Genomic DNA, 24,364 nt, shown 5'->3' with positions numbered 1-24,364 from the left:
TGCACCAGTTGATCGTTGAACACATGCAGAAGATGGAGCGCCTATCTGCCGACGACCTGCCTGGCTACGTCCGGCAACTGCTCCGCCACCTTCTACCCAGCGGCCGCGCCACCGTTGAGAAGGTCGCCGACAGCATGGCACTCAACAGCCGTACCCTGCAGCGTCGCCTGAGTCAGGAAGGCACATCCTTCCAACGGCTGCTCGATGAAACGCGCCAGGACCTGGCCAGCCGTTACCTCGCAGACCCGTTCATTAGCATGATGCAAATATCGGGGCTGCTGGGTTACTCCAATCAGAGCGGGTTCTGTCGGGCGTTCAGTCGCTGGTTTCAAATCACACCATTGGAATGGCAAAAGCAACATTGTTCCAATCGGCAGCCCCGCCTGCTGCGCGCCTCCCGCTTGAACGCACTGCATAGGCGAATCGAAAGCAAGAGCTTATAGGTGCTCGGCCTTCTAGGACTCTATAGCGCGAATATTTCGGTAGCGGCCGTCTGCCAATCGTTTTGATAGGGCACAGGCTACAAGTGGCGACCAGCGTCGTTCCTTTCTCGTTGTTGGTGCAGGCCACATCTGCAGTTCTACTGCTCGCCAACAACGCCTCAGGGCGTTTTAGTCCGTACCGATAGAGCCTGCGCGCTGCGCTTGCTGACGGCGCCTGTGAGATCGGTGGAATGGCGGTCTTGCTGTTTCCTCTCACCCTATCACGGCGTTCTCGCCGTCAAGGGCTGCACGCGCTTCGCGCGCTTGCGGCGGGGCCGGCTATCGCCCCCTGACTGCTGCGCTGCGCCGTGCTGAGCCGGTTCCGGGCAATTCCGCCCGAGCAACTGGAGCATGATCATGTCGCAGCTTTCTCTCGCCTTTGACGCTTCCCTGATGATTCGCGACGAGCAAGGTCGTTATTTGCCTGCTACTGCGGAGCAGATCCTGAACGCTGCTCGCAGGGTGATCGATCAGAAGGTTCAGCGAGGTGCAGCCTTCACGTCTTCGGAGCTGGTCAAGGACTACCTGATCGCGAAGCTGGGTGGCTTTGAGCACGAGGTTTTCGCAGCGCTGTTTCTGGATGCCAAGCATCGCCTGATCCAGTACGTCGAGATGTTCCGCGGCACCATCGACAGTGCGTCTGTGTACCCGCGCGAGATAGTCAAGGAAGCGCTGCGCCTGAATGCAGCTGCTGTGATATTCGCGCACAACCATCCAAGCGGAATTCCAGAGCCAAGCTGCGGATTTCGGAGCACCGTGACCGGCCGTTTCGGTTGATCGTGACCGGTCATTTCGCTAACGCGTGACCGCTCATTTCGGTAGCAACGTGACCGATTTTCCGCCTGTTCCGAAACAGGTGGTCACGGCTTACCGAAATCGCCGGTCACGACTTAGCGAAAGCCTTCCCCTTCGTTGCGCATGACCTGATGCGCCGCCATCCTCGACCGATTTCGGGAGAGGAAGATGGCGGCGCCGCGAGTAGCCATGCGAAACATCAAAGAATGTCTGCGCCTCAAGTTTGAGGCCGGCTTGTCCCACGAGAAGATTGCCCGTGCCTTGCAGCTGTCCAAGGGCGTGGTTAGCAAGTACATCGCGGCGGCGCGGGTGGCCGGGCTGGACTGGCCGGCGCTGGTGGCCATGGACGAGGCCGCGCTGGCGGCCGCCTTGTTTGCACCGACGTCGACGAACAAGCCGCGCGGTGAGCGAGTGCTGCCCGATGTGCTGAGCATCCACCGCGAGTTGCGACGCAAGGGCGTGACCTTGCAGCTGCTGTGGGAGGAATATCTCGCCGCGCATGCGGGCCAGCCGACCTACCGCTACACCCAGTTCGTCGAGCACTACCGGCGCTACGCCCAGACGCTCAAACGTTCGATGCGTCAGCTGCACCGTGCGGGCGAGAAGCTATTCATCGACTATGCCGGGCCGACGCTGCCGGTGGTCGACCCGGCCACCGGCGAAGTGCGCCGGGCGCACATCTTCGTCGCCGCCCTGGGCGCCTCGAATTACACCTATGCCTGCGCGACGCCAGGCGAAACCCAGGTGGACTGGCTGACCTCGCTGGGCCAGGCTCTGACCTACTTTGGCGGCGTGCCGGAAATGGTTGTGCCGGACAATCCGCGCGCCCTGGTCGCCCAGCCGGATCGCTACGAGCCGGGCCTGAACCGGGCCACGCTGGAGTGCGCGCGTCATTACCAGACGGTGATCCTGCCGGCACGGCCACGCAAGCCTCAGGACAAGGCCAAGGCCGAGGTGGCGGTGCAGGTGGTCGAGCGCTGGATCATGGCGCGGCTGCGCCATCGGCAGTTCTTCAGCCTGCATGCGCTTAACCAGGCCATCGCCGAGCTGCTGGAGGATCTGAATCGGCGCCCGTTCAAGCGGCTCGATGGCTGCCGGCGCGACTGGTTCGAGCGCCTGGATCGCCCGGCCTTGCGAGCGCTGCCGGTGCATCCCTACGAGGTCGCCACCTTCAAGCGCTGCAAGGTCAGCATCGACTACCACATCGAGGTCAATGGCAGCTTCTACAGCGTGCCCTCCGCCCTGGCCCGGCAGAACGTGGACGTGCGACTGACGGCACACACCCTGGAAGTGCTGCATGGCAACCGGCGGGTGGCCAGCCACCTGCTGCTGGGGCGACGCGGCGCTTACAGTACCCAGCGCGAGCACATGCCCGCGGCGCACCAGGCGCATCGCGAATGGACGCCACAACGCCTGCTCGACTGGGGCGCGCGGATCGGCCCCTACACGCGCCAACTGATCGATCACCAACTGACCCACAAGCCGCACCCGGAGATGGGCTACCGCGCCTGCCTCGGCCTGCTCTCGCTGGCCCGGCGCTATGGCAATGCACGCCTGGAAGCCGCTGCCGAACGTGCCGTACACCTGCGCGCCTTCACCGGGCGCAGCGTGCGCAACCTGCTCCAGCAAGGCCTGGATCAACAGCCGCTGCCCCAGCGTGCCGCCGAAACGACCTTACCCGGCGACCACGAGAACGTCCGTGGCGCCGACTACTACCAACCCCCGCAACAGGAGCTGTTCGATGATGCCGCAACACACCCTGAATCAACTGCACCAGCTACGCCTGGACGGCATGGCCCGCGCCCTGGAAGAGCAATGGACGCTGCCGGCCAGCCACAGCCTGAGCTTCGATGAACGCCTCGGCCTACTGCTCGACCGCGAACTGGCCTGGCGTGACAACCAGCGCCTGGTACGGCTGCGCAAGAAGGCCAAGCTCAAGTACGCCAACGCCTGCCTGGAAGATCTCGACCGCCGCACCGGACGCGCCCTGGACGAGCGTCTGATCGCCACCCTGGCCAGTGGCGACTGGATCCGCCAGCAGCACAACCTGCTGCTGACCGGCCCGACCGGTGCCGGCAAAACCTGGCTGGCCTGCGCCCTGGGCAACCAGGCCTGCCGCCAGGGCTATAGCACCCTGTACCTGCGCACCCCGCGCCTGCTGGAACAACTGCGCATCGCTCATGGCGACGGCAGCTTCGGCCGTACCCTGCAACAGCTGGCAAAGGTCGACGTCCTGGTGCTGGACGACTGGGCGCTAGCCCCGCTGGAGGAAGGAGCCCGGCATGACCTGCTGGAGGTGATCGACGACCGCGCTGGCAGCCGCTCCACCATCCTGACGAGCCAACTGCCCATCGAGCACTGGCACGGCTGGATCAACGACCCGACCCTGGCCGATGCCATCCTCGACCGCCTGGTGCACAACGCCTACCGACTGACGATGAAAGGCGAGTCGCTGCGCCGAAAAAAAGCCGAGGAACAAGCCGCATCGTGACCGATGCGATTACAATCCAGAACCCGCGCAACCGGGGTGGAAGCACCGGTCACGTATTAGCGAAACGCTCGGTCACGTTCACCGAAATCCGCAGCCAAGCCAAGCTGACAAGGTGCTCACACAACGTTTGAAAGAAGCCTTGGCGCTAGTAGATGTCCGCTCGCTGGATCACATCATCGTGGCAGGCCAACGCACCGTATCTTTCGCTGAGCTTGGGTTGCTATGAACCAAGGGGGCTGAGCCCCCTTTTTGCTGGCCCTTTCAGGCATGCGCAGCGTGTTCAGCCGATTCCTCTTCCTTCGCTGCCAGCCCCACCGTCCAATGCCCACCGTTCTCTTGGATCAGGTGCAGCAGGTCGTAGGTTCTGATCATGTCGAGCAGACCAGAATGGCCATAAGCAGCACTCTCAAAGGCCGACTTTTTCAACAGAATCGACCTGAAGCTGCCAGTCGCGACGGGCAACAACCGGCCAGAAGCAGCCGTTCCTGCTCATGGATGCTTGAACGCTAGAATGGTGCGACGGGCAACATCAATGATCTCGGCCTTCGAGAATGGCTCCCCTATTAGAACCCCACGAAAGAACAAGGGGGATGAAGCCAGCTTGAGGAATTGGCGTGGATTCGTTGAGAGAGGCAGCTCGCCGCGCTCTATTGCACATTCAGCAGCAGAAATTGCTAAAGGCGGCGACTTCTCAAGCCAGACTGGATGATTGTCAGTGCTGACTGCACAAGAGCCTCGCGACTGACTGACTCCGACCGCAAGGCGTCATCCCGCAACGCCAACGTCAGCACGCCATTCATCATCGACCAGACTGCGTTTGCTGTGCTGTCAGGATCAATTTCTGGATCGATCCATTCCTCTGCAATCCCATCGCGAATGATCGCCGCCATGTGCGCGATCTGCTCCCGCGCCATCGCGCCAATGCGAGAAATAGCCTCAGGATCTTCTGGGGGGTTGGCCAGGATGCGGAACTGATGGGGCCGTTCCATTGCGAAGCTGACGTACGCATTGAAGATTCGCAGACCCCGCTCTTCAGGTGTCCCCTTACCGTCATACGCCTTATCGACGTAGGCACGGTTTTCCTCCATCGAGCGCTCGGCAATAGCGATGAGCAGCGCGGGCTTCCCACCCACCCGGTTGTAGACCGTTTGCAGGGACACGTCGGCCCGACGTGCAACCTCATCGGCTGATACAGCCGCCATCCCCCCCTCAATCAGCAAGGTCTCGGCGATCTCTACCAGGTTCTGGCGCATGTCAGCTGCGCGGCGTTGGGTGCGGGTCAAATTCACGGTCGTCATGGCGGTTGACGGTATCACACTCAATGGATAGAGTCATATCCAACGTTGTAATAGACTCCAACGTTTGAGTTAAAAAAATTTCAATACACGACTCCAGGATCATGACCATGAACCGTCTCGATGTTGAGTTCCTGGCTGAGGGCAGCCGCTGTAAGGCTTGGCTCTATCTGCCGAAAACCAAGAAACCTGCTCCAGTCATCGTCATGGCTCATGGCCTGGGGAGCACGCGTGTGATGCGACTCGGTGCCTATGCCGAGCGCTTTAGAGACCTCGGCTATGCCTGTCTGGTTTTTGATTACCGGCATTTTGGTGATAGCGAGGGTGAACCGCGTCAGCTGCTGGATGTGAACAAGCAGTTGCAGGATTGGAAGGCTGCCATCGCCTTCGCACGGACGCGCACTGATGTGGATACAGACAAAGTCGTCCTCTGGGGCACATCCTTCAGTGGAGGTCATGTCATCGCGACTGCCGCCGATGATCAGAGAGTCGCTGCGGTGATCTCCCAGTGCCCCTTCACCGACGGCATGGCCTCCAGCATGGCTGTCCCGCCCCTGACCTCGATCAAGGTCACCATCCGCGCCCTGACAGACAAACTGGGTTCCTGGTTTGGTGCTGCGCCAGTAACGATTGCCCTGGCGGGCAAGCCTGGCTCAACCGCAATGATGTCGGCGGCAGACTGCGAACAGGGCTATCTCCAGCTGGTTCCTGATGCCGCAGCCAAGCAGTTCCCCAACTACGTCGCTGCCCGCATCGCACTGCAAATCCTTACCTACTTCCCTGGTCGGAAAACACCGCAGCTGAATTGCCCGACGCTTTTCTGCGTCTGTGAAACCGACACGGTAGCTCCAGCAAAAGCCACCCTTCGCCATGCCCGTCGTGCTCCCCGTGGCCAGATCAAGATCTACAAGGAGGGGCATTTCGATATCTATCTCGGCGACTCCTTCGAGAGAACCATCGGCGACCAAATCGACTTTCTCCAACGCACCGTTCCCCTGAACTGAGGATCCAATAATGGCTTTTTACAATCTTGATGGGCGCGTTATTGCGATCACCGGTTCGACAGGTGGGCTGGGCTCAGCCGTTTGCCAGGCACTGCTCGACAAAGGTGCCAAGCTCGCATTATTCGACATGGATGGTGCGGCGGTTGAGGCTCAAGCAACAGCCCTCGGCGCCAACACCCGCGCCTGGCAGGTGAATGTCTGCTCGATGGAAAGCATCGACACTGCAATGGAAGAAGCAGCAGCGCACTTTGGCGGCATCGATGTGGTGATTGCGAATGCCGGCATTACTGCATTCGAGCCCCTGGTGACGGGTGATCCCAAGGTCTTCGAGCGGGTGATCGACGTGAACCTACTCGGGGTATGGCGCACCTTCCGTGCCGCCGTAGGTCATGTGCAGAAGCGTCAGGGCTACCTGATGGCGATCTCGTCATTGGCTGCTTTCAGCCATTCACCGTTGCAGGCCTCGTATACCTCAAGCAAGGCCGGCGTATGGGCCATGTGCAACAGCATTCGCCTGGAGCTTCGCCACACGGGTGTCGGCGTCGGTAGCGTGCATCCCACGTTCTTCCATACACCGCTAATGGATCAGACCTTCAAGAGCGCTGCGGGCAGCAAGATCTGGAAAGGAAACAATTCAGGACTCTTCAAAATGGTGGCCCTGGAAGATGTGGTGAAGAGCATCGTGAAGGGCATCGAGAACCGCTCCGACATGATGTTCGTGCCCAAGGAAAACTCCTTCGTCGCACACCTGCCACGTCTGTTCCGCAAGATCCTTGAAGCGGTTGAGTTCAAGGACAGTGAAGTCGCAGCAATGGTCGAGGCCGCCAAGCCCGCTCCAGCCAAATAGAGCATTTCCTTAGCGGAGGCCCACTCCCAGTTCTACTACAACACGCAAGTGCCCTGGTACACCCTGGAAACCATTGCTGACCTGCAAGCTGGCCGGTATCTGGCGATGGGGATGAAGAACGAAGAGAAGCAGGCCTACGACTTCAGTTACACCGCCTCGGAAAGCGATTACACCCCAGCGGCATTACGCCTAGCGGGCGTGCGTTGAGTCGAACCAAGCCACAGCGGTGATTCTGTACAAGTAATGGAGTAAGAGAAGTGATCAACCCAGCCAACATGAGCGAGTCTCCAGCAAACATCCTGATCGAGGCCGAGGATTTTGATAGCTATGGGGGCTGGGTTCTCGACTCCCAATTCGAGACCGTCATGGGGTCGCCCTATCTGCTTGCCCACGGCCTGGGGCGCCCTGTTAGCGATGCCTCTACAACGATTAATCTTGAGCGCCAAGGTGCGTACCACGTCTGGGTGCGAGCGAAGGACTGGGTGCCATCGCATCATCCTGGGCGCTTCACCGTATCGATTAATGGAGTGGTTCTCGACACGGTATTTGGTGCGAATAGCGAGGATTGGTCGTGGCAGCCAGCGGGCAAGATTTCGCTGGAACCAGGCGCCACTACCGTGGTGCTTCATGATCTGACCGGCTTCGATGGCCGCTGCGATGCAATCTACCTGTCAACCGATGACGTAGCCCCACCCAATGAGGTGAATGCCACCAGCCAAGCCTGGCGTAAAGCACTACGCGGCCTGCCAGATAAGCCGCTCGATGCCGGCCATTACGATGTGGTTGTGGTCGGCGGAGGTATCTCGGGATGCGCTGCTGCGTTGACCGCTGCTCGTTTGGGGCAGAGCGTCGCTTTGATCCATGACCGTCCGGTGCTTGGTGGCAATGCCAGCAATGAAATCGGTCTGATGCCGAGAGGCTCACAGGGCGCTCTGCTCAACGAGCTGGCCCAGCGTTCAGCGAACGGTGATCTGGCTGCACTATCACTGCTGGAGGCTGAACCAACCGCCAAGGTTTTTCTCGGACACCGCATCATCAGCGTCGAAAAGCAGGACTCTAAAATCACTGCGGTTCAGGCGATTCAGGCACGTGGCGGCCACGAGCGCCGCATTACCGGCTCGGTGTTCATCGACGCCAGTGGCACGGCCATTATTGGCGTGCTTGCCGGTGCCGAAACGTTGTTCGGGCGGGAGGCTCGCGCTGAGTTCAACGAGCCTTATGCGCCGGAAGTGGGCGATGACATGCACCACGGCAATACGCTGTTCTTCCGCACTCGCATGGCAGAACACCCGGTTTCATTTCCCGAGGTGCCATGGGCAACCGAAGTATCCAAGGACTACGCCAACCTGAGCGGTCAATTACTGGAGGCCGGCGTCGAAAATGCTCCTGGGCCACAGGCAGGGGCCAATCCGAGCACACCTGAGTTCAGATTCGGCAGCAAAGCCGACGTGTTTCCTGCCACTCACTTCTGGGAATACGGCCAATGGCTCGACCCATACACCAATGGTGAGTTGATTCGCGACTACCTGATGCGTGCGCTCTACGGCACGTTCTCGAACGTCAAAAAACTCGAACCGGAAAACTATGCCAACCTGGAGTTCGAATGGATGGCCTTTGTCGCGGCGCAGGGCGAGTTCCGGCGCTATCGCGGCGACTATGTGCTGTCGGAAAATGACATCCGCAACCACACCAGTTTCCCCGATGCGTTGGTGCCCAACGATGGGGCCTTCTGCATCCACTGTGCGTGGGAGCCAGGCGAAGGTAAGTACGACTTCCGCCTAAAGGATTGGATCTGGGACATGCGCGACAAACAGGCCTATGGGATCCCATACCGCTGCCTGTACTCCGCCAACATCGACAACCTGCTGATGGCTGGTAAGCACATCAGCGTCACCCACGTCGCTGGCTCATCAACCAAAACCATGGGCAACGGATCGCAGCACGGCATTGCTACCGGTGCTGCTGCGTTCCTGTGCAACCAGCACAAATCATCGCCGCGCGGCCTCTATGAGAACCACCTCGGCGAACTGAAAGCGCTGGTCGACCAGTTGACCGCTTGCGATCACGAGCACCCACCCAAGTGATGCTACAAAGCACTCTAGGGTGTTTCAGGAGGTAGGCGTATCTGAACGTCTCCTTCTGGCCGGTTTCTGCCTGATGTGAATGCCCGCTAGCTAGATGTGCGGATGCACCGCTCATGGCCGATAGCGAGCACTTCTGGTAAGCGGTGCCGGCCATTTGCAGCTCTTCGAACAGCCTCGCGCACCTTGCCAATGATTGGGCAACTCGGTGCCGAGCGCGAGTAGTGTGAATCCACAAACTACTCGACAGCTGTCTCTGCGGCGGAGCCCTGTATACGCTCTTTCGGCTTCGACTGATTACGTCGTGCTTGTCCGCGCTGCCGCTTGGCCTGCTGCTTCGCATGCAGAGCCTGAGCCGCCGTCACCATGCCAACTGCCCGACCGCTCAAGTCCAGGCGCGGCGCATTCTCCGTCATGCTTGCCCAGTATCGACTTCCTCGACACCAGGTAGCGATACCCTGCTTGAGCTGTTCGCTGGATATTCCGAGCAACTCCAGATGTTGCTCGGCATCCTTGAGAATGCCCTCCTTTAGGGGAACCTTGGGGGCCGGGTTAACCGGAAAGGCCAATGGAAAATGCTTCTGCAGTCGCCAGATCGCTTCCACCGCAGGATCTTGCTCGCGAGGCTTCGTCTGCGGAGAAGGCTTCCGCACACGCTGCTTCGGACTATCCGTCTTTACCTGCACTTTTTCGGCTCGCAGGCGGTCGCGTAGCTCAGCTAGTTGTTCAAAACCCATCGTTCAGTTCGCAGCTTCATGGTTGATTCGTGGCGCAAGGTTATCTCATGCAGTCTTTCGGCACAGCCCGGAGCCGACTCCGGTCAGTTACCCACTGGCGAATCAGGCATGCCGTCACCACCCATGGTGACGCTCTCCCTCTTTCCAAAGCAGGGGTTCTTGCCCCCTCAAAATCAAGAAAAATAGACGGTTTCCACCCGGACGCTGCGCTGGGTGGAGCCTCCGCGATTTTTCCTGATTTTTTCACGACCGCCTTAGTCGCCCTAGTCGGCAGGGGTTCATGCGCAGCGCAAGCGCAGAACCCTGAAGACGAAGGAGCGAAAGCCATGAGCGAAGAAATCAGGATCTACGTTGCCGACCTGGCCGCGTACAACGCCGGTCACCTGCATGGCGTCTGGATCGACGCCACCCTGGAGCTGGACGACCTCCAGGCGCAGGTCAGTGCCATGCTGGCGGCCTCCCCTGTCGAGGGTGCGGAGGAGTATGCCATCCACGACTTCGAGGGCTTCGACGGCTACCGCCTCGGTGAGTACGAGGGCCTCGAAAACGCCCATGAGATTGCGTGCTTCATCGAGGAGTACCCCGCGTTCGGCGGCGCCCTGCTCGCTCACTTCAACGACCTGGAGCAGGCGCGCAAGGCGGCTGAGGAAGATTATTGCGGCTGCTACAGCTCGCTGGCCGACTACGCCCAGGAGCTGACCGAGGAAACCACCAGCATTCCGCCGCACCTGGCTATGTACATTGACTACGGTGCCATGGCCCGCGACATGGAATACAGCGGCGACGTGTTTACTTTGGAGACCGGCTTCGAGCAGGTGCATGTGTTCTGGAATCGCTAACCCAGCGGAAGGCACCGGGAAGACCCGGTGCCTTGTTTTTTTTGCGCCCCTGTCCTGCCGGCCACCCGCGCGCCCCACCCGGACGGCTGATGCACAGGCGTCTGCACCCAGCGATCAGCCTGGAGCAACCTCGTTGGGTCGTCCGCTGATTGAGACCGTTACGGTCTTACGGTTTTGCCCAAATCCGTCGATCCGTATCCACGGATTTACGGGTTTGTGGAGAAGCGGATTTACGTTTTTACGGATTTACGGAAATCCGCCGATGCGGTTTTCCGGTTTTGTGGAAAGCCGTAGACCCGTAAATCCTTAGGCTGCACGCACGGAGCTTGGCGTGCTTGGGAACCATGGCCGGTGACACGCGTAGATAGGCGTACCCGGTCAGCGTCCAGACCTTCTCGGTATCAATCCTCGCCACTCCTGCCTGCGCATTCGCCCAGACCCAACCCGGCATGATCGAGCGCGACGGCTGCCGCACGGTGCACCTCCCACGTCAACGGAGAACACACCATGTCGCACTCAACCAATCTTTCCCATCACTCGCGTCGCATCGATCTCGATGCCCCGCTGCACCGCAAGGCCGGGCCGATGACGCATGCCATGCAGCCCGTGGAAAGCGCTGGCGAGGCGCAAACATCACAGGCCTGCCCTACCCCTCGTTACCTCACCAACAGCGAAGCCGCGGCCTTCCTGCGGCTGTCGCCGCGCACGCTGGAGAAGCAGCGGGTAATCGGCGGCGGACCGCGCTTCCACAAGTTTGGCCGGCGGGTGATGTACGCGGTTACCGACCTCGAAGCCTGGGCCGGTGAGCGCAGCTTCGAGACCACCTTCGATCCCGAGTACATCGACCGCCACCCGGGAGTGCAGCGTGATGATCAGTGAAACCTTCGCTCATGAATCGTCAGCATCTCGATTTGACTTCGCAGAACGAGCAACTGGATCTGTTTCGTGCCCTGCCGGGGGATTTGGCGCCACGCGACGCCCAGGATCTGATGGCGCATCCGTTCTTCTCGCTGGCCAAGTCGCGGCGCACCGTGCCGATCGACTTTCGCTCGGGCGAGGTGACGGTGCGCGTGGAGGGCACGCTGGAACACGGCATCGCCACGATCTGGGATGCCGACATCCTGATCTGGGCGGCCAGCCAACTTGTAGAGGCGCGCGATGCGGATATCCCCACTTCGCGGCTGATGCGTGCAACGCCCTACCAGATCCTGCGCTTCATCGGCCGGGGCACCTCGCTGCGCGACTACCAGCGCCTGAAGGCCGCCCTGGATCGGCTGCAATCGACCAGCGTGGCCACGTCGATCCGCGAGACCACCGGCCGGCGTCTACATCGTTTCTCCTGGATCAACGAGTGGAAGGAGTTAGCCGCGGCGGATGGCCGGCCACTGGGTATCGAGCTGATCCTGCCGGACTGGTTTTACAGCGGGGTGCTGGATCAGGCTCTAGTGCTGACCATCGACCCGGCCTACTTTCGTCTCACCGGCGGCATCGAGCGCTGGCTGTATCGCCTGGTGCGCAAGCACGGCGGCAAGCAGAAGGACGGCTGGCAGTTCGACTTTCGCCATCTGTATCGCAAGTCGGGCAGCTCGGCGCGCTATTCAGACTTCGCCCTCGATCTGCGTGCGCTGGCGGCTCGCCAATCGCTGCCTGGGTATCGCCTGGAAGTGGTGCGTCTGTCGCGTTCGACCGAGCTGCTGGCCTTCCGGCACGTGCCGTAGACGGCACGGGGATATCTTCTGGAAAAGCTGTGAATCCAGACGTGCTTTCAGGCGCATGCCGGCCCGTGCTATCAGGAGCACGGCGCACGTGCTTTCAGGCGCACGAACGCCTCTGCAGGCCAAGGCTGGCGGGGCCGACAGCCTCCCTTAACTTAACTAACTTAAAAGCTCTAACTTGTTATTGGGGCAGCGCCGGATTGTGGACAGGTGCTGATCGGGGCAGTTTGGCCGGGGAGATCCGGCCATGATCGTCGCCCTGCTCAACCAGAAAGGCGGGGTGGGCAAAACCACCCTCGCCACCCATATCGCCGGTGAACTGGCCCTGCGTGGAAAGAACGTCATCCTGCTCGATGCCGATCCGCAAGGCTCGGCGTTGGATTGGACACAACGGCGCAGCCAGCAAGGTTTGCCGAGATTGTTCAGTGCTGTCGGCCTGGCGCGCGAGACACTGCACCAGGAAGCCCCGGAGCTGGCTCGTCGTGCCGATCACATCATCATCGACGGGCCGCCGCGCATCGCCGCCCTCGCCCGCTCGGCGTTGCTGGCGGCCGATCGCGTGTTGATCCCGGTGCAGCCCAGCCCCTACGACCTGTGGGCCAGCGCGGAGATGGTCAACCTGATCCGCGAAGCGCAGGTGTTCAGGCCCACACTGCGCGCAGCGTTCGCCATCAACCGCCGCGTCAGCACCACGGTGATCGGCCGTGAAGCGCGCGGCGCCTTGGCCGACCAACCGCTACCGGCACTGCAGGCCGAGGTACGCCAGCGCATCGTCTTCGCCGAGAGCGTGGCAGCAGGTCGCTTGGCACGCGAACTGGCGCCGGACAGCGCCGCCGCGCGCGAGGTCAGCAGTCTGGTCGACGAGCTACTGAGGTGGTCGCCATGAGCAGCAAGCGCATCGGTATCGGCGCACGCCCGCTGACCGATCCGAACGCCGAAGCCTGGATACGCCAGGGCGCCGCCGTCGACAGCGGCAAGGCCGAGCGCTACAGCGCCCGGCTGACGCTGGACGTGACGCCGGCACTGCGCACGCGCATCAAGCTGGCGGCCTTCAACCGCGGCGTGACCATGACGGAGATGCTGCGCGAGGTGCTGGAGCGGCAGTTTCCGGAGGCCACTGCATGACGCCGGGTACTCGCGGCGCGCGGTGGCCACTGGCGCTACTCGCCGTCGGCTTATTTGCCCTGGGTTGGGCAACGATTGCGACGTCGCCACCGCGGCTGGTCTACAACGCGTCCGACAGCGTGCCCGTCGGTTGGTACCGCATTTCGCCGGCCAACTCGTTGGCGCCTGGCGACCTGGTGCTGGTTCGCCTGCCGCCGGAGGTGAGGTCGCTGGCGGCGCGGCGCGGCTACCTGCCGGCGAACGTGCCGTTACTGAAGACCGTGGCGGCGATGGCGCCGCAGCAGGTATGCGTGCAAGGCCGCCAGGTGCGCATCGATGGCGTCCTTGTGGCCAAGCGCTCGAGATGGGATCGACAGGGTCGCGCGCTGCCAAGCTGGCAGGCGTGTCGGCGTCTGGTTGGCAATGAGCTGTTCCTGCTCAGCAGCAGCAACCCGGCGTCGTTCGACAGCCGCTACTTCGGCCCAATCTCTGTCGACGCGGTGATCGGGCGGGCGCGGCCCTTGTGGCTGGAGTCGCGTCGATGAACAGGCCTTCTCCGTGTCGATCCGCCTGCGGAACGCACGCGCTCGGTGCGCACAGTCGCGGGCCGCCAGGCTGCAGATACTTCGGCCCTCGCCTGCCGACCAGGGGCTTTGGAAGTCGCCATTCTGCCTCCCCTGATTACCCAGCTCAGCAGCGCAAAGGCACGGAAAAAGCGGAGGGCAAGATAAAAGGGGGCGGCACTTCGTTGGCCTGGAAAGCAGTCTGCACGGGGGTTGGCGGCGACACAGCGCCGGTGTCGCCAGGTGCCGAAATAGTGCTCGCCCTACAGTTTCACTGGCCGGGAAGCGTGCCTGACACGCCGTACTGCGATCAACTTGGAGGAGTCCAAACATGAGCAAAGGGAGTCGTCAGGACGACGAATTGCGTTTTCGCCCGCAGCCGGGCAAGCCGCAGCAACGCGGTCAACCCTTCGTCAATCAGGTGCTGCGCCAGGCCAACAAGGCCGGCACCGGAAATCCGCGCAAGGCGGGCCACCAGCCCGGCGCCCGCCTCGGCCGCGGGCATGTCGCCGCTCGTTTCAGCGCGCAGCAACTGCCGTCCAACGCCCGTCGCGTCACCATCAAGACACGCTTGGTAAACCTGCGCCAGGCTGGCAAGCGCTCGACGCTCAGCCACCTTCGCTACATTGAGCGCGACGGAGTCAGTCGCGAGGGCGATCCGGGTCAGGCCTATGGATCATTGACCGACCAGGCCGACCTCAATGCGTTCGAGGAACGTTGCTGGGATGACCGCCACCAGTTTCGCTTTATCGTCTCGCCCGAGGACGCTGAGCAACTCGACGACCTACGCACCTACACCCGCCACCTGATGAGCCGGATGGAGGCCGACCTCGGCACCCGCCTCGACTGGGTGGCGGTCGACCACTGGAACACCGACAACCCGCACACCCATATCGTCCTGCGCGGCAAGGACGACACCGGCAAGGACCTGGTGATCGCCCGCGACTACATCGCCGAGGGCATGCGCAACCGTGCTTCTGAGCTGGCCACCGAATGGCTGGGGCCGCGCACCGAGCTGGAGATCCAGCAGAGCCTACAGCGCGAGGTGCAGCAGGAGCGTTTCACCAGCCTGGATCGCAACCTGCTGCGCGAACGCCTGGCCGGCGGCCTGAGCCTGAAAACACTTGCAAACCATCCACGTCGGCAACTGCTGATCGGCCGCTTGCAGCATCTGCAGAAGCTTGAACTGGCCCATGAAGTTCGACCTGGGCATTGGCTCCTGCATGACGACGTCGAGGCGACCCTGCGCGCCATGGGCGAGCGCGGCGATATCGTGCGTACGATGCAACGGGCCATGGGTAGCCTGCAGCGCGAGCTGGCGGTCTTCGAGCCGGGCAAGGATGGTTCTGTTGTGGTCGGTAGGATCGTATCCAAGGGCCTGGCCGACGAGCTAAACGACCGCGGCTATCTAGTGGTCGACGGCCTCGACGGCAAGGCGCATTACCTGGCCCTGCCTACCCGTGCGGAGCTGGCCGACTACCCCATCGGCGGCCTGGTGGAAACACGCAGTCTGAGCAAGCCGCGCGCGGTGGATCGCTCGATTGCTTCGCTGGCTGCGGACGGCCTTTATCGAACCGATCATCACCTGGCCCTGGCACGCTCGCAGTCGAGCGACGGACATGATCCTGATGCACTGATCGAGCGTCATGTGCGCCGCCTCGAAGCCCTGCGCCGGGCCGGTATCGTCGAGCGGTTGGCCGAGGGTGTCTGGCGGGTGCCGGCCGACCTGCCCGAGCAAGGCCGGCAGCATGATGCTCGCCGCCTGGGCGATGTCGCCGTCGAGCTGCGCACACCGCTGCCCCTCGAGCAGCAGGTACGCGCCGTCGGCGCGACCTGGCTGGACCAACAGCTGATCGGCGGCAACCGCGAGCTGGTCGACAAGGGCTTCGGCAAGGAAGTGCGTGAAGCGTTGCGACAGCGTGCCGACTTCCTGGTGGAACTGGGGCTGGCCGAACGCCAAGGCCAACGCGTGGCGCTCTCACGCAACCTGCTGGCCACCCTGCGAGGACGGGAGCTGGCCGCAACGGCGCGCGAGATCTCGGCGCAGACGGGCATGCAGTATCGCCCGGTAGTCGAGGGCCAGCGCGTCAGTGGGATCTACCGGCGCAGCGTGCAGTTGGCCAGCGGCCGTTATGCCCTGCTCGACGATGGCATCGGCTTCAGCCTGGTGCCGTGGAAGCCGGTGGTCGAGCAGAGGCTTGGGCAGAGCGTGTCGGCAGTGATCCAAGGCAACAGCGCGTCCTGGCAACTGGGTCGCCAGCGCGGGCCGTCGATTGGTTGAGCAACAGGCGCCGGGGCTTATACCAACGCCGGTTCCTGCTGCAACCACTGCTCGAAGTCGCGGCTCTGCGGCATGCCTTCCTTGGCTGCGTAGTAGACCAGCCGCAGGTGGGGGATGTAAGCCGGAACCCCAGAAATTTCCGTCACCCTAGTTGGGTGGGCTCAACACTCGTGTCACCAGCTACCTTCTGGAGAATCGAGCTCGGCCATCCCTCCCTGGACGGGCATCGCTCGACGATGTTCAACGGCTCCCTCACGGGGCCGTCGTTTTGTGGGGGCTATTCCATCCACAAGTCGTCGAGGTTCTTGAAGTTCCAGAGCGTCGGGTCTTCGGGGCCAGTGATACTGTCCTTGCAACTCGTGGCCGCCAGGTCGATGGTCTGCATCGGGATCGGCTCTCTCGAGCGTAGCGAGAAGAACACGCGAACCTTGGGAGTCAGCAGTGATTCCATTCCCGGCTCAACGACAACGGCCAGACGCTGAGAGGACAGGCGAACCAAGGAGCCGACGGGGTAGATGCCCACGGCCTTGACGAAGGCGTGGAAGATGCGTTTGTCGAAATGGCCCTCCCACTTGGCCATCTGCCGCATCGCCGCGGACGGGTCCCACGGCTTTTTGTAGGCTCGCTCCGACGTCACGGCATCATAGACGTCGCAGATTGCGCCCATGCGGGCCAGGAGTGAAATGGCGTCACCGGCCAAGCGATCCGGGTAGCCGGTTCCGTCGATCTTCTCGTGATGGTGCAGGGCAATGTCCACCACCCCGGGCTCGGCCCCGCCTGCGCGCAGCATCTTTGCGCCCTCCACAGGGTGGCGCTTCATGATGGCGAACTCGGCATCGGTGAGCTTGCCTGGTTTGTTAAGCACTTCCAGCGGCATCGCGGCCTTGCCTAGGTCGTGCATCAGTCCGCCGATGCCAGCCAGGCGCGTTTGCTCCTCGTCTAGATCGAGATGCCGGGCCAGCGATAGCATCAGGGCGCAGACGGCAACCGAGTGCAGGTAGGTGTAATCGTCGTGCGTTTTGATGCGTGCGACGCTGATGAGGGCATGAGGTTGGCGCAGCACCGAGGCAGCGATTTCTCCGACCAGCGGCAACGTCGTGCTTGGGTCGACGGCCTTGCCAAGCCGGGCTTCCTGGAACATGTCCATGACTTGGGACTTGGCCGCAAGACAGAGTTTCCGTGCATAACACATTTCGCTCTCCATTGAGGTTGCGCCGTCACTTTTCTTGCTTAGTGGACTAGACGGCAGAGATTGCTCCTCCGACAATTCTCTGGGCTCTGGGCTCTGGGCTCTGGGCTCTCTGGGCTCTCTGGGCTCTCTGGGCTCTCTGGGCTCTCTGGGCTCTCTGGGTCGACTTGGCTTTTGGCCAAGTCGACCCAGACCTCCCCGACGCCACATTCTCGAATGGCAGAGAGATCCTGAGGCTCGGTCAGCAGGAAGCTGCCGCGCCAGAATGGGTGTCGAACCCAAGAGCCGGCGAGCTTGTGGATGTACATGCCGAGACGAAGCTCGGATACGGGAATGCGTTTTACCAACTTATTTTCCTTTCTGAGTTGGGTGGTTAGGCGTGCGCCGAGGCTGGCACCCAGCGGTAGAGCGGAGGTAAGGTCACGCCAAGATTCTTGGATCAGCCGGAACCGCCGAAATTTCCGTCAGCCGATCAACATGGCTTTGTCTCGCGCTCGGTCGATGCGTTCCTGCATCGCCTGCATGACTTCTTCGTGGGTGTACGACTTGGCGTTGGGGTCGTCGGCCTCTCGGAGAGCTTCCTCGACCTCGCGGGTCATCCGCGCATATTCTTCCGGCCACAGCGCTTGCTCCATGCGCAGCGACGCCTGCCCAAGCAGGTGCAGCAGGCCGAACAGCCGCATGTCATTGGTGGCGACGACGTGCTCTCGAATCCGCTCCTGGATCACCTCGCAGGCCCGATGCGCCTCTGGCGTCGCCGTGCCCTCGTAGCCGGCTGGGAGTTCTGCTTCTTCAGCGATTCGCGCCCAAGCGATAGCCAGCGCCTCGATGGTGGACAGGTTCATTTGCTCATCCACTTGCGCAGCAGACGCTTTTTCAGGGAGGCGCGCTCTTGCGGATTGCGTCCCTTGTGGTTGGCAATGCGATCCGCCGTGGCGGCCTGGCGCTTGATGGGCCAGTAGGAGCGGCCATCCTTACCCATCGACCAGACGTTGCTGACCTGGTTTTCCAGTAGAGGCAGATGGGCGCATAGAGCTTCCGGCGACGCGCTGGCCAGCGCGGTGCGCTCGTGGGTTCGCCAGCGCTGATGCCAGAGTTTCTTGTCCTCGCGCTCGCTACGGCAGGTCGTGTGCCCAACGATGGGCGTTTTGCGGCGGCTGCGGCTCATGATGTGGTTGTCTCCAAGAACATTCAGGACAGGCTTTCTGGGTAGAGCGCCGTCAACCGGGACAGGGTTTCTTGCACTTGTTCCAGCGAGGTCATCAGATGATCAACCTGATCCTGAAGATCCACGGCGAGATCAAATAGCTCAGCCACTCGGCTGCGTGATCCCTCGTTGAACGCGGCCATTGCCAGTTGATGCAGCTTCAACAGGTCGGTGCGCAGTTGCGGAGGTGCGCCGTCTGCGCTGTCATTCAAATCGCCGCGCAGCACGTCCACGGCATCGACTGCACGCAGCAGTGCCGTGGTATCGAAATTCTCGGGAGTCAGTTCGTCCCATTCGTCGTCGGTGATGCGGGCTGCCATCAGGAGAGCTCCGATTAAGCGGTTGCGAGCGTTAGATGCCCGATCGGCTCGGCTGCTGGCCGTACCTTGATTTCGATGTCGTAGCCGAGGCGATTCAGACAATCCATCAGCTTGCGTTCGGATAGATTGGTGAAGTCGCCGCGCATCATGCCCGACACCTTCGGTTGCGGGATGCCCATGCGTTTGGCCGCCGCTTGTTGAGTCAGCCCAAGGGCGCGCATGGCCCTCCTGATCTCGACCACCAGGCCGGTCTTGATCTTGAGCTTTTCAGCGTCAGGCAGTCCAAGGTCGGCAAAGACGTTGCCCGAGCTGCGCTGAACCTCGACGCCTTCAATGATTCGTTTTTGCATTTCGTAGCTCCTGTGCCAATACCTCGGCCACCTTCAGCCGAGCGCGGATGATGTCCATGTCGGCCTTTGGCGTGGCGATTCCGCTCTTGCTCTTCTTCTGGAAGCAGTGCAGGACGAACACCGCTTCCGCAAACTTGACCGTGTATACCGCTCGATAGGTGCCGCCGGCATCGTCTTCGACGACCTCCAGCACGCCGGCACCACCGAACCCCTTGAGCACCTTTGCTGCGTCATCCTGATCGCCTATCTGCGCCAACGAGAGCGCGTAACCGAAACGGCGACGCACGTCGGACGGCAACGCCATCAAATCCTTGTGGCTGCTCGCGATCCATTCGAGCGGTTTTTCTTTGTTTGTCATGACGGAATTTTATACCTGTTCAGGTAATGATGTAAACGCGGCAACCTCAAGGAGGTGTCGTAAAACATTTGTTTTGCGACAGGCTGTCAGCCGCCGCTGTGCTACCTGTGCAACACCCCCTCAAAAATGTACGGAAAACTCTATCGCTATTCACTATTATGCGGAAACCTGTTTTTGATGGTTATCCGCCTATGTTGGTTGGCTACATGCGCGTGTCGTCGGACTCCGACCGCCAGAGCACGGACTTGCAGCGCGACGCGCTGCTCGCCGCCGGCGTCGATCCGCGTCACCTGTTTGAGGATCGTGCCTCTGGCGCGAAGGATGACCGTGCCGGCTTGGCGCGGGCGCTTGAGTTCGTTCGAGCCGGCGATGTGCTGGTGGTGTGGAAACTCGACCGGCTCGGTCGCTCGCTGTCGCACCTGCTCGCCATTGTGACTTCGCTCAAGGACAAGCGGGTGGCGTTCCGCTCGCTGACAGAGAACCTGGACACTACGACGCCCTCGGGCGAATTCCTGTTCCAGGTGTTCGGTGCGCTCGCGCAGTACGAGCGCGCCTTGATTCAGGAGCGCGTCGTCGCGGGCTTGGCCGCCGCACGCAAACGCGGCCGGATCGGCGGCCGGCCGCAGGCGATCACTGGTGAGAAGCTGGACGCCATCGTCGCCGCGCTCGATGGCGGCATGTCTAAGGCGGCGGTGTGCCGCAACTTCAATGTCAAGCGCACTACGTTGATCGAAACATTGACGCGAGCAGGTTGGCGTGGTGCGGGAAGGACGGTCGATGAGCAACAAGAATAAGCTACTCACCGTCTTTTCTGACGCAGAGCAGGAAGCCTTGTACCGCCTACCGGACTTCGACGATGCTCAGCGGCTGGAATACCTGGCGTTGGCCGAATCTGAACTGGCGTTCGCCAGCAGCCGGCCTAGCCTGCAGGCCCAAGTCTATTGCGTCTTGCAGATCGGCTACTTCAAGGCCAAGCATGCTTTCTTCCGCTTCGATTGGCATGAGGTCGAGGACGATTGCGCCTTCGTGCTGAGTCGCTATTTCCACGGCGAAGCGTTCGAACGCAAGGCGATCACCAAGCATGAGCACTACAGCCAGAGGGGTCAGATCGCCGAACTGTTCGGCTACCGGTCGTGGGCGGCTAGCTTCCTGCCGCAACTGGCACAGCAGGCTGAACAGATCGTGCGGCGCGACGTAATGCCAGGATTCGTGGCCGCCGAACTGATCGTTTGGCTCAGCGAGCACAAAATCATCCGGCCCGGCCACACCACCTTACAAGAGCTGGTCAGTGAAGCCCTGTCCACCGAACGCAGGCGCTTGGGCGGCTTGCTGGCAGAAGTGTTGGACGAATCGGCCAAAGCTGCGCTGGGCCAGCTCCTGGTGCGTGACGACACCCTGTCTCAACTGGCAGCGCTCAAGCAGGACGCTAAAGATTTCGGCTGGCGTCAGATGGCAGGGGAGCGCGAGAAGCGCGCCACGCTGAAGTCCTTGCACGGGATCGCCAAGGCGCTGCTGCCCAAGCTCGGCATCTCGCAGCAGAACCTGCTGTACTACGCGAGCCTGGCGAACTTCTATACCGTCCATGACCTGCGCCACCTGAAGGCGGAGCAGACCCGGCTCTACCTGCTGTGCTATGCCTGGGTACGTTACCGGCAGCTCACCGACAACCTGGTCGACGCGATGGCCTTCCACATGAAAAAACTTGAGGACGAGAGCCGCACGGGTGCGAAACAGTCCTTTGTCGCCGAACAGCTGCGACGCCATCAGGAAACGCCGCAGGTTGGCCGCCTGCTGTCGCTGTACGTGGACGACAGCGTGGCCGATCCGACGCCGTTCGGCGAGGTGCGCCAACGCGCCTACAAAATCATGTCCAGGGAATTGCTGCAAAACACGGCGCAGCGCATGAGCGTCAAGCCACTGAACAAACTGGCGCTGCACTGGCAGGCGGTGGACGGCCTGGCCGAACGCATTCGACGCCATCTACGGCCGCTGTACGTCGCGCTCGACTTCGCCGGCACGGCCCCCGATAACCCATGGCTCGCGGCGCTGACTTGGGCCAAGAGCGTGTTCGCCAAGCAGCAGCGCCTATCACAACGGCCACTCGACGAATGTCCGGCGGCAACGCTGCCGAAACGCTTGCGTCCGTACCTGCTGATGTTCGATGCCGAAGGCACGCCGACAGGCCTGCATGCCGATCGTTACGAATTCTGGCTTTACCGTCAGGTCAGGAAACGCTTCCAGGCGGGCGAGCTCTACATTGACGACAGCTTGCAGCACCGGCATTTGTCCGACGAGTTGGTTTCGATGGACGAGAAAGCCGCCGTGCTCGCGCAGATGGACATCCCCTTCCTGCGGCAGCCGGTCAGTGCCCAGCTCGATGCACTGGCGGCCGAGTTGCGTGCGCAATGGGTGGCGTTCAATCGCGAGCTGAAACAGGGCAAGCTGACGCACCTGGAATACGACAAGGACACGCAGAGACTGACCTGGCGCAAGCCCAAGGGGGAGAACCAGAAGGCGCGCGAGCAAGCTCTCTACGAGCAACTGCCATACTGCGATGTCGCCGACGTGTTTCGCTTCGTCAACGGCCAGTGCCAGTTCCTGTCGGCGCTGACACCATTGCAGCCACGCTATGCGAAGAAGGTAGCCGACGCCGACAGTCTGATGGCGGTGATCATTGCCCAAGCCATGAACCACGGCAACCAGGTTATGGCACGTACCAGCGACATCCCGTACCACGTCCTGGAGAGTACCTACCAGCAGTACCTGCGCCAGGCGACGCTACATGTGGCCAACGATTGCATCAGCAACGCCATCGCCGCACTGCCGATCTTCCCGCATTACTCGTTCGACCTCGATTCGTTGTACGGTGCCGTTGATGGGCAGAAATTCGGCGTCGAGCGACCAACTGTGAAGGCGCGCTACTCGCGCAAATATTTCGGCCGCGGCAAGGGCGTCGTCGCCTACACGCTGCTGTGCAATCACGTGCCGTTGAACGGCTACCTGATAGGCGCACACGAGTACGAGGCTCACCACGTGTTCGACATCTGGTACCGCAACACGTCGGACATCGTGCCGAGCGCGATCACCGGCGACATGCACAGCATCAACAAGGCCAACTTCGCCATCCTGCACTGGTTCGGACTTCGTTTCGAGCCGCGCTTCACCGACCTCGACGACCAGTTGCAGGAGCTGTATTGCGCCGATGATCTGGCATTGTACGAGAAATGCCTGATCCGGCCGGCTGGCCAGATCGACCGGCAACTCATCGTCGGTGAGAAGGCGAACATCGACCGAATCGTCGCCACACTGGGCCTGAAGGAAATGACGCAGGGCACGCTGATCCGCAAGCTGTGCACCTATACGGCGCCGAACCCGACGCGGCGCGCAATCTTCGAGTTCGACAAGCTCATCCGCAGTATCTACACACTGCGCTACCTGCGCGACCCGCAACTGGAGCGTAATGTTCACCGCTCGCAGAACCGCATTGAGTCCTATCACCAGCTACGCTCGACCATCGCCCAAGTCGGTGGGAAGAAGGAATTGACCGGCCGCACCGACATCGAAATCGAGATCAGCAACCAGTGCGCCAGGCTGATCGGCAACGCGATCATCTTCTACAACTCGGCGATCCTGTCCCTGCTGCTGACGAAGTACGAGGCAGCTGGCAATGCCAAGGCGCTGGCGTTGATCACGCAGATGTCGCCAGCGGCCTGGCGGCACATCCTGCTGAACGGGCATTACACCTTCCAGACTGACGGCAAGTTCATCGACCTGGATGCGCTCGTGGCGGGACTGGAGCTGGGCTGACGGAAATTTCTGGGATTCCGGCGTACAACCCCAGGTGGCGATCCTCGTCGATGGTCAGCGTGGTGTGTTCGAACACCACCTGGCCAACCGCTTCGATGTGCAGGTGGCGGATCCCCTGGCACGGGCCGTGGATGTCCTGCTGCCGCCACCAGTCCCTGAAGTCCGGCGAGGCCTTCTCCAGGTCCTTCACCAGCGCGGCGATATCCGGATCCTGGGTCGCCCGCACGAAGTCGCGGCGAAAGCTGGAGAGGATCTGCAGCGCCTGCTCATCCCAAGGGTTGAACAGCTCGCGCATGGCCGGGCTGGTGAACAGCATCCACAACAGGTTGCGGCGGTCCGCCGGCAGCGCGGAGAAACCGAACACCCGATCCGCCGCGGCATTCCAGGCCAATACGTCCCAGCGCAGGTTGAGCACGTAGGCCGGGCGCGAGGGGATGTCGCCCATCAGTCGGTGAATCAGCGCAGGCACCGTGCACCAGGTCTTGCCCGGCTCTGGCGGCAGACGCTGGTGAGCCAGCAGGAACAGGTGGCGACGCTCGGTGGCATCCAGCTTGAGCGTGCGCGAAAGGTTGTCGAGGAAGGTCGCAGACACGCTGATGTCCCGCCCTTGTTCCAGCCAGGTGTACCAGGACAAACCCACCCCTGCCAGTGCCGCGACCTCCTCGCGACGCAGCCCTGGCGTGCGCCGTCGACTACCGGCGGGCAGGCCCACCTCCTCCGGCGAAATTCGTTCGCGGCGACTACGCAGGAATTCGGCCAGCTCTACCCGAGTGCGTTCAGCTGTGCGAGGCGCGCTCATACGGTTACCTCCAGTACTAGGATAAACAGTCAAATTGTAACCCCTATAAATCCCTAGAAGAATAGCCCGACCTGGCCGCAATTACCCGTGCCAGGGCTCT

Annotated in this window: 27 protein-coding genes and 3 pseudogenes; 18 read left to right on the top strand and 12 right to left on the bottom strand. The window is 61.7% G+C overall.

All coding sequences use genetic code 11. The features are described from left to right. The first annotated feature begins 8 nt into the window (after positions 1–8). The 5 genes and pseudogenes from BLV47_RS36650 to BLV47_RS33150 form a co-directional block, all read left to right on the top strand. Entirely contained in the window at positions 9–443 is a 435-nt protein-coding gene (locus tag BLV47_RS36650) for a helix-turn-helix domain-containing protein (RefSeq protein WP_244169010.1), read from the top strand. A gap of 396 nt (positions 444–839) precedes the next feature. Then, entirely contained in the window at positions 840–1,259 is a 420-nt protein-coding gene (locus BLV47_RS33165; protein ID WP_425272218.1) for a JAB domain-containing protein, read from the top strand. A 186-nt stretch (positions 1,260–1,445) separates the two neighbouring features. Then, a complete protein-coding gene (istA, locus tag BLV47_RS33160) occupies positions 1,446–3,131 on the top strand; it encodes an IS21 family transposase (RefSeq protein WP_062838241.1) in 1,686 nt (561 codons plus the stop codon). After that, the gene (gene istB / locus BLV47_RS33155; RefSeq protein WP_062838242.1) at positions 3,019–3,768 is read left to right on the top strand and encodes an IS21-like element IS1474 family helper ATPase IstB; all 750 of its coding nucleotides are present in this window, start codon (positions 3,019–3,021) and stop codon (positions 3,766–3,768) included. Before istA ends, istB begins: the two co-directional genes overlap by 113 nt. A gap of 73 nt (positions 3,769–3,841) precedes the next feature. Beyond that, positions 3,842–3,994: pseudogene (locus tag BLV47_RS33150) on the top strand (JAB domain-containing protein); the annotation flags it as partial. Positions 3,995–4,029: 35 nt separating this feature from the next. Here BLV47_RS33150 and BLV47_RS36315 read toward each other — a convergent pair. Next, positions 4,030–4,194 carry a hypothetical protein gene (locus BLV47_RS36315; protein ID WP_425272217.1) on the bottom strand — a complete coding sequence of 55 codons (165 nt, stop codon included), beginning with the start codon at positions 4,192–4,194 and terminating at the stop codon, positions 4,030–4,032. Positions 4,195–4,442: 248 nt separating this feature from the next. Further along, positions 4,443–5,066: a TetR/AcrR family transcriptional regulator gene (locus BLV47_RS33140; RefSeq protein ID WP_092320700.1), complete on the bottom strand. Its 624-nt coding sequence runs from the start codon at positions 5,064–5,066 to the stop codon at positions 4,443–4,445. A 107-nt stretch (positions 5,067–5,173) separates the two neighbouring features. Between BLV47_RS33140 and BLV47_RS33135 the strand changes: the two genes are divergently transcribed. The 4 genes and pseudogenes from BLV47_RS33135 to BLV47_RS33120 all read left to right on the top strand — a co-directional run bounded on the left by BLV47_RS33135 (position 5,174) and on the right by BLV47_RS33120 (position 8,998). Further along, complete coding sequence (locus BLV47_RS33135; protein ID WP_244168998.1) at positions 5,174–6,067, top strand: alpha/beta hydrolase; 894 nt, start codon at positions 5,174–5,176, stop codon at positions 6,065–6,067. A 10-nt stretch (positions 6,068–6,077) separates the two neighbouring features. After that, positions 6,078–6,914, top strand: a complete 837-nt coding sequence (locus tag BLV47_RS33130; protein ID WP_092320698.1) for an SDR family NAD(P)-dependent oxidoreductase — start codon at positions 6,078–6,080, stop codon at positions 6,912–6,914. Between the two features lie 9 nt (positions 6,915–6,923). Next, positions 6,924–7,121 (top strand): annotated as a pseudogene (locus tag BLV47_RS33125) (DUF1329 domain-containing protein); the annotation flags it as partial. A gap of 50 nt (positions 7,122–7,171) precedes the next feature. Beyond that, positions 7,172–8,998, top strand: a complete 1,827-nt coding sequence (locus BLV47_RS33120; RefSeq protein ID WP_208605339.1) for an FAD-dependent oxidoreductase — start codon at positions 7,172–7,174, stop codon at positions 8,996–8,998. A gap of 236 nt (positions 8,999–9,234) precedes the next feature. Here BLV47_RS33120 and BLV47_RS33115 read toward each other — a convergent pair whose 3' ends face one another. After that, positions 9,235–9,732 (bottom strand): ProQ/FinO family protein, encoded by a 498-nt coding sequence (locus BLV47_RS33115; RefSeq protein WP_092320697.1) that lies wholly within the window; start codon positions 9,730–9,732, stop codon positions 9,235–9,237. Between the two features lie 326 nt (positions 9,733–10,058). Between BLV47_RS33115 and BLV47_RS33110 the strand changes: the two genes are divergently transcribed. The 7 genes from BLV47_RS33110 (at position 10,059) to BLV47_RS33080 (ending at position 16,234) form a co-directional block, all read left to right on the top strand. Next, positions 10,059–10,571 carry an antirestriction protein ArdA gene (locus BLV47_RS33110; RefSeq protein ID WP_003116664.1) on the top strand — a complete coding sequence of 171 codons (513 nt, stop codon included), beginning with the start codon at positions 10,059–10,061 and terminating at the stop codon, positions 10,569–10,571. A 507-nt stretch (positions 10,572–11,078) separates the two neighbouring features. Next, complete coding sequence (locus BLV47_RS33105) at positions 11,079–11,450, top strand: helix-turn-helix domain-containing protein (protein ID WP_092320696.1); 372 nt, start codon at positions 11,079–11,081, stop codon at positions 11,448–11,450. A gap of 11 nt (positions 11,451–11,461) precedes the next feature. After that, positions 11,462–12,289, top strand: a complete 828-nt coding sequence (locus tag BLV47_RS33100) for a replication initiator protein A (protein WP_092320695.1) — start codon at positions 11,462–11,464, stop codon at positions 12,287–12,289. 244 nt (positions 12,290–12,533) lie between these two features. Further along, a complete protein-coding gene (parA, locus tag BLV47_RS33095) occupies positions 12,534–13,172 on the top strand; it encodes a ParA family partition ATPase (protein WP_092320694.1) in 639 nt (212 codons plus the stop codon). Beyond that, positions 13,169–13,411, top strand: a complete 243-nt coding sequence (locus BLV47_RS33090; RefSeq protein WP_092320693.1) for a hypothetical protein — start codon at positions 13,169–13,171, stop codon at positions 13,409–13,411. Before parA ends, BLV47_RS33090 begins: the two co-directional genes overlap by 4 nt. Then, positions 13,408–13,935: a S26 family signal peptidase gene (locus BLV47_RS33085; protein WP_092320692.1), complete on the top strand. Its 528-nt coding sequence runs from the start codon at positions 13,408–13,410 to the stop codon at positions 13,933–13,935. Before BLV47_RS33090 ends, BLV47_RS33085 begins: the two co-directional genes overlap by 4 nt. A gap of 349 nt (positions 13,936–14,284) precedes the next feature. Next, entirely contained in the window at positions 14,285–16,234 is a 1,950-nt protein-coding gene (locus tag BLV47_RS33080) for a relaxase/mobilization nuclease and DUF3363 domain-containing protein (protein ID WP_092320691.1), read from the top strand. A 17-nt stretch (positions 16,235–16,251) separates the two neighbouring features. Here BLV47_RS33080 and BLV47_RS36815 read toward each other — a convergent pair. From BLV47_RS36815 to BLV47_RS33045, 8 genes and pseudogenes are all read right to left on the bottom strand, one after another. Then, positions 16,252–16,344 (bottom strand): annotated as a pseudogene (locus tag BLV47_RS36815) (helix-turn-helix transcriptional regulator); the annotation flags it as partial. 167 nt (positions 16,345–16,511) lie between these two features. Continuing rightward, a complete protein-coding gene (locus BLV47_RS33075; RefSeq protein ID WP_223198360.1) occupies positions 16,512–17,381 on the bottom strand; it encodes an HD-GYP domain-containing protein in 870 nt (289 codons plus the stop codon). An 83-nt stretch (positions 17,382–17,464) separates the two neighbouring features. Beyond that, a complete protein-coding gene (locus BLV47_RS36860; RefSeq protein ID WP_336509734.1) occupies positions 17,465–17,731 on the bottom strand; it encodes a DUF3391 domain-containing protein in 267 nt (88 codons plus the stop codon). Positions 17,732–17,887: 156 nt separating this feature from the next. Continuing rightward, positions 17,888–18,268, bottom strand: a complete 381-nt coding sequence (locus BLV47_RS33065; protein ID WP_001054412.1) for a hypothetical protein — start codon at positions 18,266–18,268, stop codon at positions 17,888–17,890. Then, positions 18,265–18,591, bottom strand: coding sequence for a hypothetical protein (locus BLV47_RS33060; protein WP_000091614.1), 327 nt, complete (start codon positions 18,589–18,591; stop codon positions 18,265–18,267). The genes BLV47_RS33065 and BLV47_RS33060 overlap by 4 nt, the downstream gene beginning before the upstream one ends. 23 nt (positions 18,592–18,614) lie before the next feature. Further along, positions 18,615–18,950: a hypothetical protein gene (locus tag BLV47_RS33055; RefSeq protein WP_000741275.1), complete on the bottom strand. Its 336-nt coding sequence runs from the start codon at positions 18,948–18,950 to the stop codon at positions 18,615–18,617. A 14-nt stretch (positions 18,951–18,964) separates the two neighbouring features. Next, a complete protein-coding gene (locus tag BLV47_RS33050) occupies positions 18,965–19,300 on the bottom strand; it encodes a helix-turn-helix domain-containing protein (protein WP_001172026.1) in 336 nt (111 codons plus the stop codon). After that, the gene (locus BLV47_RS33045) at positions 19,281–19,658 is read right to left on the bottom strand and encodes a type II toxin-antitoxin system RelE/ParE family toxin (RefSeq protein ID WP_003151133.1); all 378 of its coding nucleotides are present in this window, start codon (positions 19,656–19,658) and stop codon (positions 19,281–19,283) included. The genes BLV47_RS33050 and BLV47_RS33045 overlap by 20 nt, the downstream gene beginning before the upstream one ends. A gap of 191 nt (positions 19,659–19,849) precedes the next feature. On the opposite strand from BLV47_RS33045, the gene BLV47_RS33040 reads away from it, so the two are divergent. After that, the gene (locus BLV47_RS33040; protein WP_010465829.1) at positions 19,850–20,452 is read left to right on the top strand and encodes a recombinase family protein; all 603 of its coding nucleotides are present in this window, start codon (positions 19,850–19,852) and stop codon (positions 20,450–20,452) included. After that, on the top strand, positions 20,436–23,465 hold the full coding sequence (locus BLV47_RS33035) for a Tn3 family transposase (RefSeq protein ID WP_010465834.1): 3,030 nt from the start codon (positions 20,436–20,438) through the stop codon (positions 23,463–23,465). Before BLV47_RS33040 ends, BLV47_RS33035 begins: the two co-directional genes overlap by 17 nt. On the opposite strand, the gene BLV47_RS33030 is transcribed toward BLV47_RS33035, so the two are convergent. Then, positions 23,422–24,264, bottom strand: coding sequence for a helix-turn-helix transcriptional regulator (locus BLV47_RS33030; RefSeq protein WP_092320689.1), 843 nt, complete (start codon positions 24,262–24,264; stop codon positions 23,422–23,424). The two genes, BLV47_RS33035 and BLV47_RS33030, sit on opposite strands and share 44 nt — an antisense overlap. Between the last annotated feature and the right edge of the window lie 100 nt (positions 24,265–24,364).

The sequence above is a fragment of the Pseudomonas saponiphila genome (assembly GCF_900105185.1).
Classification (GTDB): Bacteria; Pseudomonadota; Gammaproteobacteria; order Pseudomonadales; family Pseudomonadaceae; genus Aquipseudomonas; species Aquipseudomonas saponiphila.
This window is presented reverse-complemented; position numbering and strand designations above follow the sequence as displayed.

Bases quoted from the DNA above. Each gene is read 5' to 3' on its own strand.
- BLV47_RS33060 (WP_000091614.1), bottom strand. From the start codon at position 18,591: ATGAGCCGCAGCCGCCGCAAAACGCCCATCGTTGGGCACACGACCTGC.
- BLV47_RS33085 (WP_092320692.1), top strand. From the start codon at position 13,408: ATGACGCCGGGTACTCGCGGCGCGCGGTGGCCACTGGCGCTACTCGCC.
- istA (WP_062838241.1), top strand. From the start codon at position 1,446: ATGGCGGCGCCGCGAGTAGCCATGCGAAACATCAAAGAATGTCTGCGC.
- BLV47_RS33035 (WP_010465834.1), top strand. From the start codon at position 20,436: ATGAGCAACAAGAATAAGCTACTCACCGTCTTTTCTGACGCAGAGCAG.
- parA (WP_092320694.1), top strand. From the start codon at position 12,534: ATGATCGTCGCCCTGCTCAACCAGAAAGGCGGGGTGGGCAAAACCACC.
- BLV47_RS33055 (WP_000741275.1), bottom strand. From the start codon at position 18,950: ATGGCAGCCCGCATCACCGACGACGAATGGGACGAACTGACTCCCGAG.
- BLV47_RS33065 (WP_001054412.1), bottom strand. From the start codon at position 18,268: ATGAACCTGTCCACCATCGAGGCGCTGGCTATCGCTTGGGCGCGAATC.
- BLV47_RS36860 (WP_336509734.1), bottom strand. From the start codon at position 17,731: ATGTACATCCACAAGCTCGCCGGCTCTTGGGTTCGACACCCATTCTGG.
- BLV47_RS33135 (WP_244168998.1), top strand. From the start codon at position 5,174: ATGAACCGTCTCGATGTTGAGTTCCTGGCTGAGGGCAGCCGCTGTAAG.
- BLV47_RS33100 (WP_092320695.1), top strand. From the start codon at position 11,462: ATGAATCGTCAGCATCTCGATTTGACTTCGCAGAACGAGCAACTGGAT.
- BLV47_RS33090 (WP_092320693.1), top strand. From the start codon at position 13,169: ATGAGCAGCAAGCGCATCGGTATCGGCGCACGCCCGCTGACCGATCCG.
- BLV47_RS33110 (WP_003116664.1), top strand. From the start codon at position 10,059: ATGAGCGAAGAAATCAGGATCTACGTTGCCGACCTGGCCGCGTACAAC.
- BLV47_RS33080 (WP_092320691.1), top strand. From the start codon at position 14,285: ATGAGCAAAGGGAGTCGTCAGGACGACGAATTGCGTTTTCGCCCGCAG.
- BLV47_RS33130 (WP_092320698.1), top strand. From the start codon at position 6,078: ATGGCTTTTTACAATCTTGATGGGCGCGTTATTGCGATCACCGGTTCG.
- BLV47_RS33105 (WP_092320696.1), top strand. From the start codon at position 11,079: ATGTCGCACTCAACCAATCTTTCCCATCACTCGCGTCGCATCGATCTC.
- BLV47_RS33045 (WP_003151133.1), bottom strand. From the start codon at position 19,658: ATGACAAACAAAGAAAAACCGCTCGAATGGATCGCGAGCAGCCACAAG.
- BLV47_RS33165 (WP_425272218.1), top strand. From the start codon at position 840: ATGTCGCAGCTTTCTCTCGCCTTTGACGCTTCCCTGATGATTCGCGAC.
- istB (WP_062838242.1), top strand. From the start codon at position 3,019: ATGATGCCGCAACACACCCTGAATCAACTGCACCAGCTACGCCTGGAC.
- BLV47_RS33140 (WP_092320700.1), bottom strand. From the start codon at position 5,066: ATGACGACCGTGAATTTGACCCGCACCCAACGCCGCGCAGCTGACATG.
- BLV47_RS33040 (WP_010465829.1), top strand. From the start codon at position 19,850: ATGTTGGTTGGCTACATGCGCGTGTCGTCGGACTCCGACCGCCAGAGC.
- BLV47_RS33115 (WP_092320697.1), bottom strand. From the start codon at position 9,732: ATGGGTTTTGAACAACTAGCTGAGCTACGCGACCGCCTGCGAGCCGAA.
- BLV47_RS33075 (WP_223198360.1), bottom strand. From the start codon at position 17,381: ATGGACATGTTCCAGGAAGCCCGGCTTGGCAAGGCCGTCGACCCAAGC.
- BLV47_RS33030 (WP_092320689.1), bottom strand. From the start codon at position 24,264: ATGAGCGCGCCTCGCACAGCTGAACGCACTCGGGTAGAGCTGGCCGAA.
- BLV47_RS33050 (WP_001172026.1), bottom strand. From the start codon at position 19,300: ATGCAAAAACGAATCATTGAAGGCGTCGAGGTTCAGCGCAGCTCGGGC.